We start from the raw sequence: 18,112 nt of genomic DNA on the forward strand, positions 1-18,112 counted from the left end.
TCTTCGTAGCAGGCCGTTCGTGGCCGGGTGACCACGTCCGTTCCGAGTTACTACGAGGAGTGATCCACATGTCCGAGGTGAAGATCGCCGCCGAGTCCCGCGCCGAGTTCGGCAAGGGTGCGGCCCGCCGCATCCGCCGTGAGAACAAGGTTCCGGGTGTTCTGTACGGCCACGGCACCGAGCCGCTGCACCTGACCCTGCCGGGCCACGAGCTGCTGCTGGCGCTGCGTACGCCGAACGTCCTGATCTCGCTGGACATCGACGGCAAGACCAACGAGCTGGCCATCCCGAAGGCCGTGCAGCGTGACCCGCTGAAGGGCTTCCTGGAGCACGTCGACCTGCTGCTGGTCAAGCGTGGCGAGAAGGTCACGGTCGAGATTCCGGTGCACACCGAGGGCGAGCTGGCCCCGGGTGGCAACCTGCTGGAGCACGTCCTGGCCGCGCTGCCGGTCGAGGCCGAGGCCACCCACATCCCGGAGTCGGTCACCGTCTCCATCGAGGGTCTGGAGGCCGGTGCCTCCGTCCACGCCAAGGACATCACGCTGCCGAGCGGCATCTCCCTGGCCGTCGAGGAGGACGCGGTCGTGCTCCAGGTCCTGCAGGCGCAGGCCGAGGAGCCCGCGGGTGAAGAGGCCGCCGAGGGCGAAGAGGCCGCGGAGGCCTGAGCCTGACCGGCGGTTGCGCCGTGCCGGAGCCGGGCCCTCGTCGGTAGGTGCCCGGTGCCGTCGGCCGTAACAGCACTGCTGTCCACAGCGGTACACAGCCGCTGCTTCCTCGGGAGGCAGCGGCTGTCGCGCATTTCGAGGAGACATGGACGTGACCACTCCGACCAGTGGCCCCTGGTTGATCGTCGGGCTCGGCAATCCCGGGCCGGAGTACGCCATGAACCGGCACAATGTCGGCTTCATGGTGGCGGATCTGCTCGCGGAGCGGATCGGGGGGAAGTTCAAGCGGGCGGGCAAGGCGCAGGCGCAGGTGCTGGAGGGGCGGATCGGTCCGGCGGGGCCGGCGAACCGCCGGGTGATCCTGGCGAAGCCGATGTCCTTCATGAACCTGTCCGGTGGCCCGGTGAACGCGCTGAAGGACTTCTACAAGGTGCCGGTGGCGAACATCGTCGCGGTGCACGACGAGCTGGACATCGACTACGGGACGCTGCGGCTGAAGCTGGGCGGCGGGGACAACGGGCACAACGGTCTGAAGTCGATGACGAAGGCGATGGGCGCGGACTACCACCGGGTGCGGTTCGGGATCGGCCGGCCGCCGGGTCGTATGCAGGTGGCGGACTTCGTGCTGAAGGACTTCTCCTCGACCGAGCGCAAGGAGCTGGACTACTTCGTGGACCGGGCGGCGGACGCGGTGGAGTGTCTGGTGACGGAGGGGCTGGAGCGGGCGCAGAGCGCGTACAACTCCTGAGCACAACTCAGGACTTGTCCGTCCTTGGCGGTCGGGCGAGTTGACCGGTCGTGCGGGTATGGCCAATGATCCCGGCCATGCCTGCCATCGCCACCCGTTCCGCTGTCCAGGCGTCCGTGTCCGCGTTGCGGTTCGGGCGGGTCGCGGCGATGGGCGCGCTCGCCGCGCTGATCGTGTTCGCGGGGCTGTGGGGCTCCTGGGGGAGCGCGCAGCACGTGCTGCTGACCAAGGGGCGGGAGCAGGGCACGGTGAGGGTGGTGGCCTGTGCGGGCGGTGTCTGCGGCGGGCCGTTCACACCGACGTCGGCGGGGGCGCGGGCCCGGGCGCGGGTGGAGATCCCGGAGTCGGTGGCGGTGCGCAAGGGGCGGACGTACGCGGTGGTGCTGAAGCCGGGTACGGCGCAGGCGCTGCGTTCGGGGTGGGCGGGGATCCTGTACGCGTGGGTGCCGCTCGGCGGGGCGCTGCTGCTGGCGTCGGTGGTGGTCGCGGGCGGGATGCGGCTGACGCGGGTGGCGTGGGTGCTGGGTCTGTCGGGGCTCGGGCTGCTGACGGCGGCGTTCGTCGCGGTGCGGTGAGGAAAGCGGAAAGAGGGTGCCCCCGGGTCGCAGGACCTCGGGGGCACCCTCTTTTTCCGTGGGTCGGTTCAGCCGGTGTTGCGCAGGCCGGCGGCCACGCCGTTGACGGTGAGGAGCAGGGCGCGGGCGAGCAGCGGGTCGGGTTCGCCGCCGGCCGCGGCCTCGTCGCGCTGGCGCTTGAGGAGGGCGACCTGGAGGTAGGAGATGGGGTCGAGGTAGGCGTCGCGGATGGCGAAGGTCTGCTTCAGGACGGGCTGGGCGTCGAGGAGTTCGTCCTCGCCGGTGACGCGCAGGACTTCGCTGACGGTGAGTTCGTGTTCGGCGCGGATGGTGTCGAACACGTGCTTGAGCTCGTCGGGCACGAGGGTGTCGACGTAGTGCCGGGCGATTCTGAGGTCGGTCTTGGCGAGGGTCATCTCCACGTTGGAGATGAAGTTGCGGAAGAAGTGCCACTGTTCGTGCATCTCGGCGAGGACGGTGTCCAGGCCGGCTTCGCGCAGGGCCTTGAGGCCGGAGCCGACGCCGAACCAGCCGGGGACGATCTGCCGGGACTGGGTCCAGCCGAACACCCACGGGATGGCGCGCAGGCCGTCGAGGGAGACGCCGGAGCCGGGGCGGCGGGAGGGCCGTGAGCCGAGGTGCAGGTCGGCGAGCTGGTCGACCGGCGTGGAGGCGAGGAAGTACGTCGGCAGGTCGGGGTCCTCGACGAGCCTGCGGTAGGCGGCGTGGGCGGCGTCGGAGACGACGTCCATGGCGGCGTCCCAGCGGGCGCGGGCCTCGTCGGACTGGCGGGGGGCGGTGTGCAGGGCGGAGGCCTGGAGGGTGGCGGCGACGGTGAGTTCCAGGTTCTCCCGGGCGAGGGAGGGGATCAGGTACTTGTCGGAGATGACCTCGCCCTGTTCGGTGACCTTGATCTCGCCTTCCAGGGTGCCCCAGGGCTGGGCGAGGATGGCGTCGTGGGAGGGGCCGCCGCCGCGGCCGACGGTGCCGCCGCGGCCGTGGAAGAGGCGCAGGCGTACGCCGTAGCGGTGGGCGACGTCGCGCAGCCGGCGCTGGGCGCGGTGGATCTCCCACTGGCTGGTGGTGATGCCGCCGAACTTGGAGGAGTCGGAGTAGCCGAGCATGACCTCCTGGACGTCGCCGCGCAGCGCGACCAGGCGCCGGTAGGACGGGTCGGAGAGCATGTCCTCCAGGATGGTGTCGGCGGCGCGCAGTTCGTCGGTGGTCTCCAGGAGGGGGACGATGCCGATCTTGGCCCAGCCGGCGTGCAGGTCGACGAGGCCGGCCTCGCGGGCGAGGACGGCGGCGGCGAAGACGTCGTCGGCGCCCTGGCACATGGAGATGATGTAGGACTCGACGACCTCGGGGCCGAAGACGTCGAGGGCCTTCTTGACGGTTTCGAAGACGCCGAGGGTCTTGGCGCCGGCGGCGTCGACGGGGGCCGGGGTGGGGGCGAGGGGCCGGCGGCTGCGCAGTTCCTTGGCGAGGAGCTTGGTGCGGTACTCGCGCGGCATGTCGGCGTAGCGCCAGGATTCCTCGCCGAGCCGGTCGAAGAGCTGGCCGAGGGCGTGGTGGTGGGCGTCGGCGTGTTCGCGGACGTCCATGGTGGCGAGCTGGAGGCCGAAGGCGGCAAGGGTGCGGATGGTGCGGCCGAGGCGGCCGTCGGCGAAGAGGCCGCCGCGGTGCTGCCGCAGGGAGGCCTGGATGATCCGCAGGTCGGCGAGGAGTTCGCCGGTGCCGAGGTAGTCGCGGCCGTCCTCGTGGGGGGTGCCCTTGGCGAGGCGCTGCTTGGTGTTCTCCAGCTTCTGCCGGATGCAGGTGGCCTTGAGGCGGTAGGGCTCTTCGGCGTTGAGGCGCTTGTAGCGGGGGCTGATCTCGGGCAGCCGGTCGAGGTCGGCGCGCAGGGAGTCGAGGAGTTCCTCGGTGGCTCCGGTGTAGCGGATGGAGTTGGAGAGCAGTCCGCGCAGTTCGTCGATCATCTCCAGGGCGTCGTTGATGCCGTGTTCGTGCTGGAGGATGAGGACGTCCCAGGTGACCTGGGGGGTGACGTTGGGGTTGCCGTCGCGGTCGCCGCCGATCCAGGTGCCGAAGCTGAGGGGGCGGGTGTCGTCGGGGAGGCGGACGCCGACGCGTTCGAGTTCCGCGGTGAGGTCCTCCAGGACGTCGCCGACGGCGCCGGCGTGCAGCTCGTCCAGGTAGTAGATGGCGTTGCGGGCCTCGTCGGCGGGTTCGGGCCGGACGACGCGCAGCTCGTCCGTCTGCCAGACCAGGTCGATGTTCTCGGCGAGGCGGACGTCGGTGCGGCGGCGGTCGGACTCCAGGACGGGGGTGTCCAGGAGTGCGGCGATGCGCCGCAGCTTGTTGAGGACGGAACGGCGTGCGGCCTCGGTGGGGTGTGCGGTGAAGACGGGCCGCACGTTGAGGTTCTGGACGGTGGTCCGCAGGTGTTCGGGGTCGGCGTCCTTGAGGCGGTCGGCCGTTCGGGCGATGAGGCCGCCTTCGGCGGCGCGCCGGGCGCGCAGCTCGCGGCCGCGGTGCACCTGTTCGGTGACGTTGGCGAGGTGGAAGTAGGTGGAGAAGGCGCGTACGAGCTTGGCCGCGGTCTCCAGTTCGGTGCCGCGCAGCAGCTCGGCGGCGGCCTCGCCGTCCTCACGGGTGAGGCGGCGGACCTTCTCGACCAGTTCGAGGAGTTCGGGGCCTTCCTGCCGTACGAGGGTCTCTCCGAGGAGATCACCCAGGCGGCGGATGTCGGCGCGCAGTTCGCTGCCGGTCGTGGTGGTCTGGTCGTCGGCACTGCTCACAGGTGCGGCTCCTTGCAGTGTTGAAGCGTCTCGGGGAGGTACCCGGCCGTCTGCCGCGCGGCCTGGTGCCGCATACGGGCCGGAGCGTCCGGGAAGGAAACTTCAGCGGACCGCGCTGTCCGACCGATTCCAAGGATAGGTGTCGATGGGGACGCGCAGACGCTCGGGCTCTTGCCGCCGCTCGACACGCTGCCATACTTACGTCGCCGTAGGTTACGGAACCGTAGGGAGCACGCCCGGTTCCGGCGGCCCGGCATCCACCCCCGACCCTCGACCCCACAGGGGACGCGCATGACCTCACACTCCGATGTGATCGACGAGGCCCGGAAGGCCCCCGAGACCCTGATTTCCTCCGCCACGCTGGGCGGTGAGAAGAAGCGTTCGATCGAGCAGATCACGCTGCTGCTCTTCATCACCCTGCCGTTCCTGGCGCTGGTGGCCGCCGTGCCGCTGGCCTGGGGCTGGGGGGTGAGCTGGCTCGATCTGGGCCTGCTGGTGTTCTTCTACTTCCTGGGGTGCCACGGCATCACGATCGGTTTCCACCGGTATTTCACCCACGGTTCGTTCAAGGCGAAGCGGCCGCTGCGGATCGCGCTGGCGATCATGGGGTCGCTGGCGGTCGAGGGCCCGCTGGTGCGCTGGGTGGCCGATCACCGCAAGCACCACAAGTTCTCCGACGCGGAGGGTGACCCGCACTCGCCGTGGAAGTACGGCGAGACGGTTCCGGCGCTGATGAAGGGCCTGTGGTGGGCGCACATCGGCTGGATGTTCGACGAGGAGCAGACCCCGCAGGAGAAGTACGCGCCGGATCTGATCAAGGACCCGGCGCTGCGGGCGATCTCCCGCCAGTTCGTGCTGTGGACGGCGGTGTCGCTGCTGGCGCCCGCGCTGATCGGCGGGCTGGTGACCATGTCCTGGCAGGGCGCCGTGACCGCGTTCTTCTGGGGTTCACTCGTCCGGGTTGCGCTGCTGCACCATGTGACCTGGTCGATCAACTCGATCTGTCACGCGGTGGGCCGGCGGCCGTTCAAGTCGCGCGACCGTTCGGGCAACGTGTGGTGGCTGGCGGTGCTGTCGTGCGGTGAGTCCTGGCACAACCTGCACCATGCCGACCCGACGTCGGCGCGGCACGGGGTGATGCGCGGGCAGATCGACTCCTCGGCCCGGTTCATCCGGATCTTCGAGCAACTGGGCTGGGCGTACGACGTGCGCTGGCCGTCACGCTCGCGTATCGATTCGCGTCGCGACGACGCGGATGGCGGCTCCCGGCGCCGGAGGCAGGCCGCCGAGGCGGCATGATTGACGCCGTGGCGACCGATTCCAGCAGCAATCCAGGAAATGACAAGCAGCGGCGGACCCGCCGGACCCGTATGACCGGTGCCGAGCGCCGCCAGCAGTTGCTGGAGATCGGTCGCACGCTCTTCGCGGCGAAGGGTTTCGAGGGCACGTCGGTGGAGGAGATCGCGGCGAAGGCCGGGGTGTCCAAGCCGGTGGTGTACGAACACTTCGGCGGCAAGGAGGGGCTGTACGCGGTGGTGGTCGACCGCGAGATGCGGCGGCTGCTGGAGATGGTGACCGGTTCGCTCACGGCGGGCCATCCGCGGGAGCTGTGCGAGCAGGCGGCGTTCGCGCTGCTCGACTACATCGAGGAGTACACGGACGGTTTCCGCATCCTGGTGCGGGACTCGCCGATCCCGCAGTCGACCGGGTCGTTCGCGTCGCTGATCTCCGACATCGCCACGCAGGTGGAGGACATCCTGGGCCGCGAGTTCAAGTCCCGCGGCTTTGATCCCAAGCTGGCCCCGCTGTACGCGCAGGCGCTGGTGGGCATGGTCGCCCTGACCGGGCAGTGGTGGCTGGACGTGCGCCGCCCGAAGAAGGCGGAGGTCGCCGCGCACCTGGTGAACCTGGCGTGGCACGGCCTGGACGGCCTGGAGCAGCGGCCGCGGCTGATAGGTCACCGCAAGGCGTAGGCCGCGAGGCGGTGCGACGCCGGCCCCGTCTGCCGCGTGGGTGACCGCCGTCCGTCCGCGTCCGGCGGGCGGTGGCCGGTCACCGCGGCTGGAGGAATTCCAGGCGGTTGCCGACGGGGTCTCGCGAGGAGAAGCGCCGGTGGCCGGGGAGGCCGTCGTCCCAGGTCACGGGCGCGCCATGGGCGGCGAGCCGGGCCGCCCAGGCGTCGATGCCGTGGACCCGCAGGCCCGGGTGGGCCTTGTCCGCGGGGCGGAAGCCGGGGTCGATGCCGAGGTGGAGCCGGACCGTGCCGGACTCGAACCAGCAGCCGCCGCGGGCCGCGAGGGCGGGCGGCTTGGGCACCTCGGTCAGGCCGAGGACGCCGGTGTAGTAGGCCCGCAGGGCGTCCTCGGAGCCGGGCGGTGCCGCCAGTTGCACGTGGTCGAGCGCGACGAGCACCGTCACTCTCCCTTGACCGCGACGGCGAACAGGCGGCGGAAGGGCAGCACCGTGCCGTAGGGGGCGCTCGGGTAGGCCGCGCGCAGCAGGTCCCGGTACTCGGCCAGGAACGCCTCCCGCGCCTCGGGGTCGTCGCCGAGGGCGGTCAGCGCGGGCCGCAGGCCGGTGCCCTTCACCCAGTCGAGGACGGGGTCCTCGCCCTCCAGGACGTGCAGGTAGGTGGTCTGCCAGACGTCGGGGGCGAGGCCGAGGCGGGCGAGCCGGTCCAGGTAGGCCTCCGGGGTGTGCACGGAGTCGGTGCGGCGCAGCAGGCCGGCGAGGCGGTCCCGCCAGCGCGGGGTGCCGGCCAGTTCGCGCATGAGGGCGTGCAGCGGGGCGTCGACGTTGTCCGGCACCTGGAAGGCGAAGACCGCGCCGGGCCGCAGCGCGGCGGTCCAGTCGGCGAAGCGGTCGAGGTGGCCCGGCACCCACTGCAAGGTGGCGTTGCTGACGATCAGGTCGTACGGCTCCTCGGGCGTCCACGCCCGCGCGTCGGCGTGGGCGAAGTCCAGGCGGCCGCCGCCGGCCGTGGGGCCCTCGTGCTCGGTGTGGGCGCGGTCCAGCATCTCGGGCGAGTTGTCGTAGCCGGTGATGTGCGCGGTGGGCCAGCGGTCGGCGAGCGTCGCGGTGACGTTGCCGGGGCCGCAGCCGAGGTCGGCGATGCGGGGCCGGTCGCCGGGCAGGGCGGGGACGCGGGCGAGGAGGTCGGCGAAGGGGCGGGCGCGGTGCCCGGCGTGGCGGAGGTACTGCGCGGGGTCCCAGATCGGTGTCGTCATGTGATCCACCTTCCCGTGCAATTCATCTTGATGTCAAGATACTTGAGAGAAAGAGACTCGATGCCAAGAGACTTCACATCGACACAACCACTACACTGATCTCATGGAGGACGAGGTCGATCGGCTGGTCGCAGCGTGGCGCCGGGAGCGCCCGGACCTCGACGTGGAGCCGCTGGAAGTGCTCAGCCGGGTGAGCCGGCTCGCCCGGCACCTGGACCGCGCCCGCCGGCTCGCGTTCGCCGAGCACCAGCTGGAGCCCTGGGAGTTCGACGTGCTGACCGCGCTGCGGCGCGCGGGCACGCCGTACCAGCTCTCCCCCGGCCAGCTGCTGACCCAGACCCTCGTCACCTCCGGCACCATGACCAACCGGATCGACCGGCTGGCGAAGAAGGGCCTGGTCGAGCGGCTGCCCGATCCGAGCGACCGGCGGGGCGTGCTGGTGCGGCTGACCGACACCGGCCGCGACCGCGCGGACGAGTCGCTCGCGGGACTGCTGGAGCAGGAGCGGGCCATCCTCGGCGAGCTGTCGCGGGCGCAGCGGGCGGAACTGGCCGGTCTGCTACGCCAGCTGACCGCCCCGTTCGACAACATCCCCGGTTAGGTCCACCGGTCCCACCCCGGCCCGGCGGGCCAGGGCGACGGCGGCCAGCGTGGAGTGGACGCCCAGCTTGCCCAGGACGTTCTGCATATGGGTGCGCACGGTGTGCGGGGACAGGTACAGCCGCTCGGCGACGGCCTTGCGGCCCAGACCGGCGACCATGCACCGCAGCACCTCCCGCTCCCTGGGGGTGAGGGACTCCACCAGGCGTTCGCTCTCGCTGCGGTGCTTGCGTGCGGCGGTCAGCTCCTTGAGGACGCCGGTCAGCAGGGCGGGCGGCAGATGCGTCTCACCGCGCAGCACGCCCCGGATCACCGCGAGCAGCCGCGACAGCGAGCAGTCCTTGGCGACCCAGCCGGAGGCGCCGGCCCCCAGGGCGAGGGCGGCGCGGCGGGGGTCGTCCTTCTCCGCGAGGACGACGGTGCGCACGGCGGGGTGGGCGGTGCGCACCCCGGCGACCAGGGAGATGCCGTCGACCAAGCCGTCCTCGTCCGCCGCCCGCACGGACACCGTGGGACGCCCGACGGCGGGCCGGCCGCCCAGGTCGGCGTCGACGAGCAGGACGTCGTAGCGGCGGCCCTCGGCGGCCGCCCGCTCCAGGCAGCGCAGCGCGGCCGGGCCGCTGCCGGCGGCGAAGACCTCGACGTCGGGCTCGGCGGCCAGGGCGGCGGCGAGCGACTCGGCGAAGATGCGGTGGTCGTCCACGACCAGGACTCGGATACGAACCACTGAACCCCCTGAACGGCGCCGGCCCCCACCGGCGCTGTATCTCAGCGTACGGATACCGGCACGCAGCGGAAGGAGATTTACAGAACTGGCCGTCGGGCGCGTTTATGGTGTGCCGCATGTTTCGTATTGAGGCGGAAGTCGACAAGGCACGACGCGATCTGCTCCATGCCCGACTGCGGGACACCAACACGGCGGCGTCCCCGGTCCTCGCGGCCCTGCGCAACACCCCCGCCGAACGCGAGTACCCGCTCCACGTCTGGGCGCTGGACCCCTCAGGCGCGCTGGCGGGCGGGCTGGTGGGCCACACCTGGACCACCTGGCTGCACGTCGCCCTCCTCTGGGTCGACGCCCGCCACCGCGGCACGGGCCTGGGCACCCACCTCCTCACCCAGGCCGAGCACCTCGCCGCCGACCGCGGCTGCACGGCCTCCCGCCTGGAGACCTGGGACTTCCAGGCCCCGGGGTTCTACGGCAGGAACGGCTACGAGGTGGTCTGCGCGATCCCCGACTACCCGCCGGGCGTCACCGAGTACACGCTGGTGAAGCGCCTGGTCTGACGGCGGCCCGCCCCGGGCCCGCGCCCCGCGGCGGCCCTCACAGCAGCCGGCGCGCTCCCGCCGACGGCACCGCCTCGAACACCCGCGGGGAGGTGAACTCCGCCGCGGTGAACGCCTCTTCCAGGGCCTTGGTCAGGGAGGGGACCTCCGCGGAACCGGTGAGGACGACGGCCGAGCCGCCGAAGCCGCCGCCGGTCATCCGGGCGCCCAGCGCGCCGTGCGCGAGGGCGGTGTCCACGACCAGGTCCAGCTCCGGGCAGGAGACGCGGAAGTCGTCGCGCAGGGAGACGTGGCCCTCGGTGAGGACCGGCCCGATGGCGCGGGTGTCACCGGACCGGAGCAGGGCGATCGTGCGTTCCACCCGGTGGTTCTCCGTCACCACGTGCCGGACCAGGCGGCGGACCTCCTCCTCGTCGCCCAGCCGCGCGAGCGCCGCGTCCAGGCCGTCGTAGGGGATGTCGCGCAGGGCGTCCACGCCCAAGAGGGCCGCGCCCTTCTCGCAGCCGGCCCGGCGCCTGCCGTACTCGCCGCCGCTGTGGGCGTGCTTGACCTGGGTGTCGACCACCAGCAGGCGCAGGCCCTCGGCCGCGAGGTCGAAGGGGATCTGCCGCTGGGACAGGTCCCGGGTGTCGAGGAAGAGGGCGTTGCCCTGCTCGCAGCACGCGGACGCGGTCTGGTCCATGATGCCGGTCGGCGCGCCGACGTAGACGTTCTCCGCGCGCTGGCACAGGCGGGCCAGCCGCCAGCGCGGCAGGCCGAGCCCGTGCAGATCGTTCAGCGCGAGGGCGGTCACCACCTCCAGGGCGGCGGAGGAGGACAGGCCCGCGCCCGCGGGGACGGTCGAGGACAGGTGGACGTCCGCGCCGGTCAGCTCGTGGCCGGCCTCGCGCAGCGCCCAGACGACACCGGCCGGGTACGCCGTCCACTCGCCGTCGGTGCCGGGGGCGAGCGCGTCCAGGCGCAGTTCGGCGACGCCGCCTTCCATGTCCGCCGAGTGCAGGCGCAGCAGGCCGTCGTCCCGGCGGGAGACCGCCGCGACCGCCTGGTGCGGCAGTGCGAACGGCATGACGAAGCCGTCGTTGTAGTCGGTGTGCTCGCCGATCAGGTTGACCCTGCCCGGCGCCGCCCACACCCCCTCCGGGCGCGCCCCGTACAGCTCGGTGAAGCGCTCGGCGACCTGCTCTGCCCCCACTAGTCCTCCTTCGAGAGGTGCTGCGCGAACTCCCAGGCGTCCGCGACGATGCCCGCGAGATCCGCGCGGGTCGGGTTCCAGCCCAGTTTCTCGCGGGCGGTGTCCGCGGCGGCGACCAGGACCGCCGGGTCGCCGCCGCGGCGCGGGGCGATCACCTCGGGGATCGGGTGCCCGGTGACCTCGCGGACGGTCTCGATGACCTGGCGGACCGAGAAGCCGTTGCCGTTGCCCAGGTTGCAGATCAGGTGCTCGCCCGGCCGGGCCGCCGTCAGCGCCAGCAGATGGGCCTCGGCCAGGTCCGCGACGTGGATGTAGTCGCGGACGCAGGTGCCGTCGGGGGTGGGGTAGTCGTCGCCGTACACCGAGATGGCGTCGCGGCGGCCCTGGGCGACCTGGAGGACCAGCGGGATCAGGTGCGACTCGGGGTCGTGCCGCTCGCCGTGGACGCCGTAGGCCCCGGCCACGTTGAAGTAGCGCAGGGAGACCGCCGCCAGGCCGTGGGCGTTCGCCTCGCTGGTGATCATGTGGTCGACGGCGAGCTTGGAGGCCCCGTAGGGGTTGGTGGGCCGGGTCGGGGCGGTCTCGGTGATCGGGACCTGGTCGGGCTCGCCGTAGGTGGCGGCCGTGGAGGAGAAGACCAGGGTGCGCACGCCCGCCTCGCGCATCGCGCCGAGCAGGGCCATGCTGCCGGCGACGTTGTTGTCCCAGTACTTCTCCGGCTTCACCACGGACTCGCCGACCTGGGAGGACGCGGCGAAGTGCAGCACGCCGTCGTAGGAGGGGTCGAGCCACTTGGCGGCGTCGCGGATGTCGCCCTCGACGAAGGCGGCGCCGGCCGGGACTCCGGCGCGGAAGCCGGTGGAGAGGTTGTCGAGGACGGTGACCTCGTGCCCGGCCTCCAGCAGATGCCGGGCCACCACGCCGCCGACGTAACCCGCGCCACCCGTCACCAGGTACTTCATGAAGTCGCTACCTCTCGCAGTCGCTCGGCCGCGCGTTCCGGCGGCACATCGTTGATGAACACGCTCATGCCGGACTCGGAACCCGCGAGGAACTTCAGCTTGCCGGAAGTGCGGCGGATGGTGAAAAGCTCGAGGTGGAGCGCGAAATCGTCCCGCGTCACCCCGTCGAAGCCGGGCAGCTCCCCGAACGGGGCCTGGTGCCAGGCGGAGATGTACGGCGTCGGCGGCTCCCCCTCGCCGAAGATGCGGTCGAAGCGCCGCAGCAGCTCCAGGTAGACGTGCGGGAACTCCGCGCGGGCCGCCTCGCCCAGCGCGGTGAGGTCGGGGACCCGGCGCTTGGGGTACAGGTGGACCTCGTAGGGCCAGTGCGCCGCGTACGGCACGAAGGCGGCCCAGTGCTCGCCGTCGAGGACGACCCGCTCGCCGGCGAGTTCCCGCCGCAGTACGGCGTCGAACAGGTTCTCCCCGTCGTTCGCCTCCCGGTGGGCGGCGAGCGAGCGGAGCATCAGCGCGGTGCGGGGGGTGGTGAAGGGGTAGGCGTAGATCTGTCCGTGCGGGTGGCCGAGCGTCACGCCGATCTCGGCGCCCCGGTTCTCGAAGCAGAACACCTGCTCCACGGAGGGCAGCCGGGACAGTTCCGCGGTGCGGTCGGTCCACGCGTCCAGCACCAGGCGCGCCTGCTCGGGGGTCAGATCGGCGAAGGACGCGTCGTGGTCGGAGGTGAAGCAGACGACCTCGCAGCGCCCGGAGTCACCGGCGAGGGAGGGGAAGCGGTTCTCGAAGACGACCACGTCGTAGGAGGAGTCCGGGACCTCGCTGAGCCGCTCGCCCCGGGTCGGGCACAGCGGGCACTGGTCGGCCGGCGGGTGGTAGGTGCGGCCCTGACGGTGGGAGGCGACGGCGACCCGGTCGCCGAGCAGCGGGTCGCGGCGGATCTCCGAGGTGGTGGCCGTGCGGTCCAGGGGGCGTCGGTCGACCGCGTCGCGCACGCCGTCGTCCCGCAGGTCGTAGTAGATCAGTTCGCGACCGTCGGCCAGCCGGGTCGGGGTCTTCTTCACGCTGGACTCCTTGGTCAGCCCACTCATCCCTCAACACAATCAAACATAACAGACCACAACCCGACACAGAATCAGTTCATCACAATCAAACAAAGATCATCACCAGAAGTGTTCATTTTCTAAACACAGGGGCGTAGGTTCCGCTCTGATCAGTTCGCGCAACGAAGCGAGTTCACATGGAAACCCCCACATACGCGCATACGTATCTGGCGGCGGCCGGGCTACGGCTCCCCACCAACTGGCTTGACTACACGATCCTGGGCATCTACTTCGTCGTCGTGCTCGGGATCGGCTTCGCCGCCCGCCGGTCGGTGAAGACCAGCCTGGACTTCTTCCTCTCCGGACGCTCGCTGCCCGCCTGGATCACCGGCCTCGCCTTCATCTCGGCGAACCTGGCGGCCACCGAGATCCTCGGCATGGCCGCCAACAGCGCCCAGTACGGCGCCTACACCGTGCACTGGTACTGGATCGGCGCCATCCCCGCCATGGTCTTCCTGGGCCTGGTGATGATGCCCTTCTACTACGGCAGCAAGGTCCGCTCGGTCCCCGAGTTCCTGCTGCTGCGCTTCGACAAGGCAGCCCACCTGCTCAGTTCGATCCTGTTCGCGTTCGCCGCCATCCTGATCGCCGGAGTCAACCTCTACGCCCTCGCGATCGTGGTCGAGGCGCTGCTGGGCTGGCCGCAGTGGGTGGCCATCGTGGTCGCCGGCGCCTTCGTGCTGGCGTACATCACCCTGGGCGGTCTCTCCTCGGCGATCTACAACGAAGTGCTCCAGTTCTTCGTGATCCTCGCCGCGCTCATCCCCATCACGATCCTCGGCCTGCGCAAGGTCGGCGGCTGGGGCGGGCTCACCGACAAGCTCAGCGCGACCCACGGCCACAACTTCACCACCGCGTGGGGCGGCACCGGGATCGGCAGCGGCAACCCGCTCGGCGCCAACTGGCTGACCATCGTCCTCGGCCTCGGCTTCGTGCTGTCCTTCGGCTACTGGACCACCAACTTCGCCGAGGTGCAGCGCGCCCTGTCCGCGAAGAACCTCTCCGCCGGACGGCGCACCCCGCTGATCGCCGCCTACCCGAAGATCTTCATCGTCTTCCTGGTGATGATCCCGGGCCTGGTCGCCGCCGCGCTCGTGCCCAAGATCGGCACCAGCGGCTCGGGCCTGCAGTACAACGACGCCATCCCCTACCTGATGCAGGAGCTGCTGCCCAACGGCGTGCTCGGCATCGCGGTCACCGGTCTGCTCGCCGCGTTCATGGCCGGCATGGCGGCCAACGTGTCGTCCTTCAACACCGTGTTCACCACCGACATCTGGGCCAAGTACGTGGTGCGCGGTCGGGAGGACGCGTACTACGTCCGGTTCGGCCGGTGGATCACCGTGATCGGTGTCTGCGCGTCCGTGGGCACGGCGTTCCTCGCGTCGTCGTTCTCGAACATCATGTCCTACCTCCAGACGCTGTTCTCGTTCTTCAACGTGCCGATGTTCGTCGTCTTCATCATCGGCATGTTCTGGAAGCGGGCGTCGGTCAAGTCCGGCTTCTGGGGCCTGCTCGCGGGCACCGTCACCGCGATGGTCAACTACTTCGTCCTCTACAAGAAGGGGATCATCTCCATCCCCACCGACCAGGGCGCCAACTTCGTCTCGGCGATCGCGGGGTTCGTCGCCGGCGCGGTCGTGATGGTCCTGGTGTCGCTGTTCACCAAGCCCAAGCCGGCCCAGGAACTCCAGGGACTGGTCTACGGCACGCGCTCCCCCGGCATGTCCGAGCCGCCGGCGCCCGGTGACGACGCCTGGTACCGCAGGCCGGCGCTGCTGGGCTGGGGCGCGGTCGTGCTGGCCGCCGTCTGCTACATCCCGTTCTCGTTCTGACGCGGGAGGATCGAGGGAACATGTCCGAGAACCCCGAACACCACTACACCGAGGGCGATGTCGCGCGGGAGGTCTCCGAACTGGAGACCAAGTCGGCGACCGCGGCCCGCATCTTCGACCTGCGCCGCATCATCGGCGGGCTCTTCGTGGTCTACGGCGTCATCGTCACCGTCACCGGCCTGACGGACTCGCAGGCCGCGATCGACAAGGCCCAGGGCGTCAACATCAACCTGTGGACCGGGATCGGGATGCTGGTGCTGGGCGTCTTCTTCCTGGCGTGGCTGAAGCTCAGGCCGACGGCAGCGCCGCAGGAGCAGGAGGAGTAACACCGCACCGGCGCCGCCCCGCGCCCCTCACGGGGTGCGCCGGCCGCCCGCCCGGTCCAGGAGCCCGGTGCGGGCGGCCAGCGCCGCCGCCTCCAGCCGCGAGCCCACCCCCAGCTTCATCAGCACCCGCTGGACATGGGTGCGGGCCGTGCTCGGCGCTATGCGCATGCCGGAGGCGATGACCCGGGTGTCCTCGCCGTCGGCGACGCGGACGAGGACCTCCACCTCGCGCGGTGTCAGCACGCTCAGCAGCCGCTGGGCCTCGTCGTCCGGCTGGGCGGCGGGGTTCAGCAGTTCCGCGAACGCCTCCTGGAGGAGCTGGGGCGCCACCGCCGCCTCCCCCGCCCGCGCCTTCAGGAGCGCGCGCTCGACGCCCTCGATCCGCTCGTCGTGCCGTACGTACCCCGACGCCCCGGCCGCGAACGCCGCGGCGATCCCGCGCGGCGACGGCACCGGGCCGAGCACCACCACCGCCACCTGCGGCCGCTCCCGCTTGATCTTCACCACCGGGTCGAACGCGCCCGGCTCGGCCGGCGCCGCCGTACCCAGCAGGCACACCTCCGGCGCCCGCGCGATCACCAGGTCCGCGGCGCCCGCGGCGGGCGCGGCCGACGCGAGCACCCGGTGCCCGCGCAGTTTCAGCGCCGATGCCAGCGCCTCCGCGAGCAGGCGATGGTCGTCCACGACCATGAGCCGCACCGCCATAGAGCAACCCCCCAGTCCCGCCCATGGATGCCCCACTATGGACGCCCACCGGCCCGTTGGACAGAGGGCCCCCCGGCACCCCGCCCCTTCATCTCCCGGAAGCTACACGCTCGTTCGGCGCGGCGCTGCCCCTGGAGAGCAGAAGTGCCCCGGATCGATTACATCCGGGGCACCGCTCACCGCCACACCCGTTCGGGTGGTTGTCGGCGGGGGTCAGCCGTCCGTGCCGAAGGCCAGCGCCAGGTACTGCCGGTCGTCCCCCGGGTCCGCCTTGTCCACGAAGACGTCGGACATGTACAGCCGGCCGTGCCCGAAGAGGATCTCCGCGTAGTCCGGCAGCATGCTGCTCTCCGCGCGCCGCACGCTCTCCTGCGCCGGGTTCTCCAGGAGCTTGGTCTCCTTGAAGGTGGCGCCGTCGATGCTGACGACCTGTCCGCCCTTGTCGTACGGCGGCTTCTTGTAGGCGAGCAGAGCGCCGCCGTCCATGCGCAGCGGGGACAGCAGGTAGCCGTCCCCGGCCTCGGCGCGCTGGCCGGTGGGCTTGCCGGTGGCCAGGTCGAAGGCGGCGATCTCGTTGGTGGTGCTGTAGGCGCCGCTGCCGTCGTGCTCCTCGGTCGGCACGTACAGCTTGCCGTTGCCGACGGCGATCTCCTTGCAGTCCTCGATCCGGGTGATGCCGTCGCAGCGGCCGCCGTAGGTCTTGCCGGGCGCGGAGATCCGGGCGAGTAGCTTGCCGGTCTTGTTGTCGATGGAGAAGTAGTCCGAGATGCCGCTGCCGTCGCCCGCGCTGTCGCCGACGTCGGCGGCCACCACCAGCGGGTCGGTGGAGACCACCGAGGCGTACTCGATGCCCGGGTCCATCCGGTACTCGGAGATCACCTTCCCGGACTCCGGGTCGATGGTCTGGATCGACAGCCGGGTGTTGTCGGAGTCGCCGCAGCTGCGCACCGCGACCAGTTTCGCGCCGCCGCCGTAGCCCGCGTCGTAGCAGTCCTCGGCCGGCTTCGGCTGCCACAGCGGCTTGCCGGAGTCGATGTCGAAGGCGGCGCCGCCGTTGCTGTCGCCGAGCGCGACGGTGTGCTGGGCGACCGTCACGTTCTGGTAGTTGACCGGGTAGTCACCGGACTTGACGGTGCGCGTCCACAGCTGCTTGCCCGTGTCGAGGTCGATCGCGGCGATGTCGGTGCAGCCGTCGTACTTCTTGTTCGTCGGCTGGTACGTGATCGCGGTCTTGTCGTCGTCGGTCATGTGCCGGCTGGCCGCGCAGACCGGGCCGGGCAGCTTGACCGTCCACAGCTTGCCGCCCTTGACCGGGTCGTAGCCGACGATCTCGTTCACGCCGGTCTTGGCGTACACCTTGTCGGTCAGCCAGGAACCCGAGGTGCTGACGGTGTCCTGGACGGTGGGCGTCGGCACCTGGAAGAGGACCTTGGCCGCGGTGTTCGCCGGTGCCTTCTCACTGCCGCCGGTGGTGCCGCCGGATCCCTTGTCCCGGCCGCCGGAGGTGCCGCCGGAGGAGGCGGTGTCCTGCTTCTTGCCGTCGTCACCGGAGACGGCGTACACGATGCCGCCGACGACGATCAGCGCGATGACGACGACCGCCGCGATGACGATGTACAGCACGGTGTTGTTCCGCTTGCCGCCCGGGCCGCCCTGCGGGTGCATCGGCATGGTCGGGGGCTGGCCCGGATAGCCGTAGCCCGGCTGCGGCGGCCCCTGCGTGGGCTGGGTGGGCATGGCGTACGGGTTCTGCGGCTGCGCCCCGTACGGGGCGGCGGGCTGCTGCCCGTACGGGTTCGGGGGCGCGGCGGGGTAGCCGTAGCCCGGCTGGGGCTGCGGCGGCTGGGCGGGCCCCGGGTAGCCGTACCCGGGCTGCGGCTGCTGCGGGGGCAGGGGCGGCTGGGGCCCCGCGGGCGGCGGGGCCGGGGCGCCCTGCGGGGGCTGCGGGACCGGCGGGGCCGGGGGTGCCGGCGGGGTCGGCGGGCCGAAGCCGCCCGGCTGCGGGGGCTGGTTCGGGGGCTGGTTCGGGGGCTGGTTCGGCGGCTGGTTCGGCGGGGGCGGAGGCGGCTGGGTCATGACTCGGGTACCTCGGGGACAC

General features: G+C 71.3%; 18 protein-coding genes. 9 read left to right on the plus strand and 9 right to left on the minus strand.

Annotated features, from left to right (window positions below):
* Positions 1–68 precede the first annotated feature (68 nt).
* The 3 genes from BLW85_RS17140 (at position 69) to BLW85_RS17150 (ending at position 1,988) form a co-directional block, all read left to right on the plus strand.
* Complete coding sequence (locus BLW85_RS17140; RefSeq protein WP_070023712.1) at positions 69–665, plus strand: 50S ribosomal protein L25/general stress protein Ctc; 597 nt, start codon at positions 69–71, stop codon at positions 663–665.
* 145 nt (positions 666–810) lie between these two features.
* Positions 811–1,413 carry an aminoacyl-tRNA hydrolase gene (pth, locus tag BLW85_RS17145; protein ID WP_070023713.1) on the plus strand — a complete coding sequence of 201 codons (603 nt, stop codon included), beginning with the start codon at positions 811–813 and terminating at the stop codon, positions 1,411–1,413.
* Between the two features lie 65 nt (positions 1,414–1,478).
* Positions 1,479–1,988: a hypothetical protein gene (locus BLW85_RS17150; RefSeq protein ID WP_177329901.1), complete on the plus strand. Its 510-nt coding sequence runs from the start codon at positions 1,479–1,481 to the stop codon at positions 1,986–1,988.
* A gap of 68 nt (positions 1,989–2,056) precedes the next feature.
* Here the strand turns inward: BLW85_RS17150 and ppc are convergent, their stop codons facing one another.
* On the minus strand, positions 2,057–4,789 hold the full coding sequence (gene ppc, locus BLW85_RS17155; protein ID WP_074992506.1) for a phosphoenolpyruvate carboxylase: 2,733 nt from the start codon (positions 4,787–4,789) through the stop codon (positions 2,057–2,059).
* A gap of 291 nt (positions 4,790–5,080) precedes the next feature.
* Between ppc and BLW85_RS17160 the strand changes: the two genes are divergently transcribed.
* Positions 5,081–6,088, plus strand: coding sequence for an acyl-CoA desaturase (locus tag BLW85_RS17160; protein ID WP_074992507.1), 1,008 nt, complete (start codon positions 5,081–5,083; stop codon positions 6,086–6,088).
* A complete protein-coding gene (locus BLW85_RS17165) occupies positions 6,085–6,762 on the plus strand; it encodes a TetR/AcrR family transcriptional regulator (RefSeq protein ID WP_070023716.1) in 678 nt (225 codons plus the stop codon). Before BLW85_RS17160 ends, BLW85_RS17165 begins: the two co-directional genes overlap by 4 nt.
* A gap of 79 nt (positions 6,763–6,841) precedes the next feature.
* Here the strand turns inward: BLW85_RS17165 and BLW85_RS17170 are convergent, their stop codons facing one another.
* Both BLW85_RS17170 and BLW85_RS17175 read right to left on the minus strand, forming a co-directional pair.
* A complete protein-coding gene (locus BLW85_RS17170) occupies positions 6,842–7,201 on the minus strand; it encodes a VOC family protein (RefSeq protein WP_074992508.1) in 360 nt (119 codons plus the stop codon).
* Between the two features lie 2 nt (positions 7,202–7,203).
* Positions 7,204–8,016, minus strand: coding sequence for a trans-aconitate 2-methyltransferase (locus tag BLW85_RS17175; RefSeq protein ID WP_074992509.1), 813 nt, complete (start codon positions 8,014–8,016; stop codon positions 7,204–7,206).
* A gap of 103 nt (positions 8,017–8,119) precedes the next feature.
* On the opposite strand from BLW85_RS17175, the gene tamR reads away from it, so the two are divergent.
* Positions 8,120–8,617 carry a MarR family transcriptional regulator TamR gene (gene tamR / locus BLW85_RS17180; protein ID WP_070023719.1) on the plus strand — a complete coding sequence of 166 codons (498 nt, stop codon included), beginning with the start codon at positions 8,120–8,122 and terminating at the stop codon, positions 8,615–8,617.
* On the opposite strand, the gene BLW85_RS17185 is transcribed toward tamR, so the two are convergent.
* A complete protein-coding gene (locus BLW85_RS17185) occupies positions 8,576–9,343 on the minus strand; it encodes a LuxR C-terminal-related transcriptional regulator (protein ID WP_070023720.1) in 768 nt (255 codons plus the stop codon). The genes tamR and BLW85_RS17185 overlap by 42 nt on opposite strands.
* A gap of 116 nt (positions 9,344–9,459) precedes the next feature.
* On the opposite strand from BLW85_RS17185, the gene BLW85_RS17190 reads away from it, so the two are divergent.
* Positions 9,460–9,900 carry a GNAT family N-acetyltransferase gene (locus tag BLW85_RS17190; RefSeq protein WP_070024422.1) on the plus strand — a complete coding sequence of 147 codons (441 nt, stop codon included), beginning with the start codon at positions 9,460–9,462 and terminating at the stop codon, positions 9,898–9,900.
* Between the two features lie 37 nt (positions 9,901–9,937).
* Here the strand turns inward: BLW85_RS17190 and galK are convergent, their stop codons facing one another.
* Genes galK through galT form a run of 3 tightly spaced genes read right to left on the minus strand, consistent with a single transcriptional unit; the run spans position 9,938 to position 13,112 of the window.
* Positions 9,938–11,092, minus strand: coding sequence for a galactokinase (galK, locus tag BLW85_RS17195; RefSeq protein WP_070023721.1), 1,155 nt, complete (start codon positions 11,090–11,092; stop codon positions 9,938–9,940).
* Positions 11,092–12,054, minus strand: a complete 963-nt coding sequence (gene galE / locus BLW85_RS17200; RefSeq protein WP_074992510.1) for a UDP-glucose 4-epimerase GalE — start codon at positions 12,052–12,054, stop codon at positions 11,092–11,094. The genes galK and galE overlap by 1 nt, the downstream gene beginning before the upstream one ends.
* Positions 12,051–13,112: a galactose-1-phosphate uridylyltransferase gene (galT, locus tag BLW85_RS17205; protein ID WP_074992511.1), complete on the minus strand. Its 1,062-nt coding sequence runs from the start codon at positions 13,110–13,112 to the stop codon at positions 12,051–12,053. Before galT ends, galE begins: the two co-directional genes overlap by 4 nt.
* Positions 13,113–13,288: 176 nt before the next feature.
* On the opposite strand from galT, the gene BLW85_RS17210 reads away from it, so the two are divergent.
* Both BLW85_RS17210 and BLW85_RS17215 read left to right on the plus strand, forming a co-directional pair.
* A complete protein-coding gene (locus BLW85_RS17210; protein WP_070023724.1) occupies positions 13,289–14,983 on the plus strand; it encodes a sodium:solute symporter family protein in 1,695 nt (564 codons plus the stop codon).
* A 20-nt stretch (positions 14,984–15,003) separates the two neighbouring features.
* On the plus strand, positions 15,004–15,309 hold the full coding sequence (locus tag BLW85_RS17215) for a hypothetical protein (protein ID WP_070023725.1): 306 nt from the start codon (positions 15,004–15,006) through the stop codon (positions 15,307–15,309).
* 27 nt (positions 15,310–15,336) lie between these two features.
* On the opposite strand, the gene BLW85_RS17220 is transcribed toward BLW85_RS17215, so the two are convergent.
* Both BLW85_RS17220 and BLW85_RS17225 read right to left on the minus strand, forming a co-directional pair.
* Entirely contained in the window at positions 15,337–16,014 is a 678-nt protein-coding gene (locus tag BLW85_RS17220) for a helix-turn-helix transcriptional regulator (RefSeq protein WP_070023726.1), read from the minus strand.
* A gap of 213 nt (positions 16,015–16,227) precedes the next feature.
* The gene (locus tag BLW85_RS17225) at positions 16,228–18,090 is read right to left on the minus strand and encodes an outer membrane protein assembly factor BamB family protein (RefSeq protein ID WP_074992512.1); all 1,863 of its coding nucleotides are present in this window, start codon (positions 18,088–18,090) and stop codon (positions 16,228–16,230) included.
* Positions 18,091–18,112 lie beyond the last annotated feature (22 nt).

The sequence above is a fragment of the Streptomyces misionensis genome (assembly GCF_900104815.1).
Classification (GTDB): domain Bacteria; phylum Actinomycetota; class Actinomycetes; order Streptomycetales; family Streptomycetaceae; genus Streptomyces; species Streptomyces misionensis.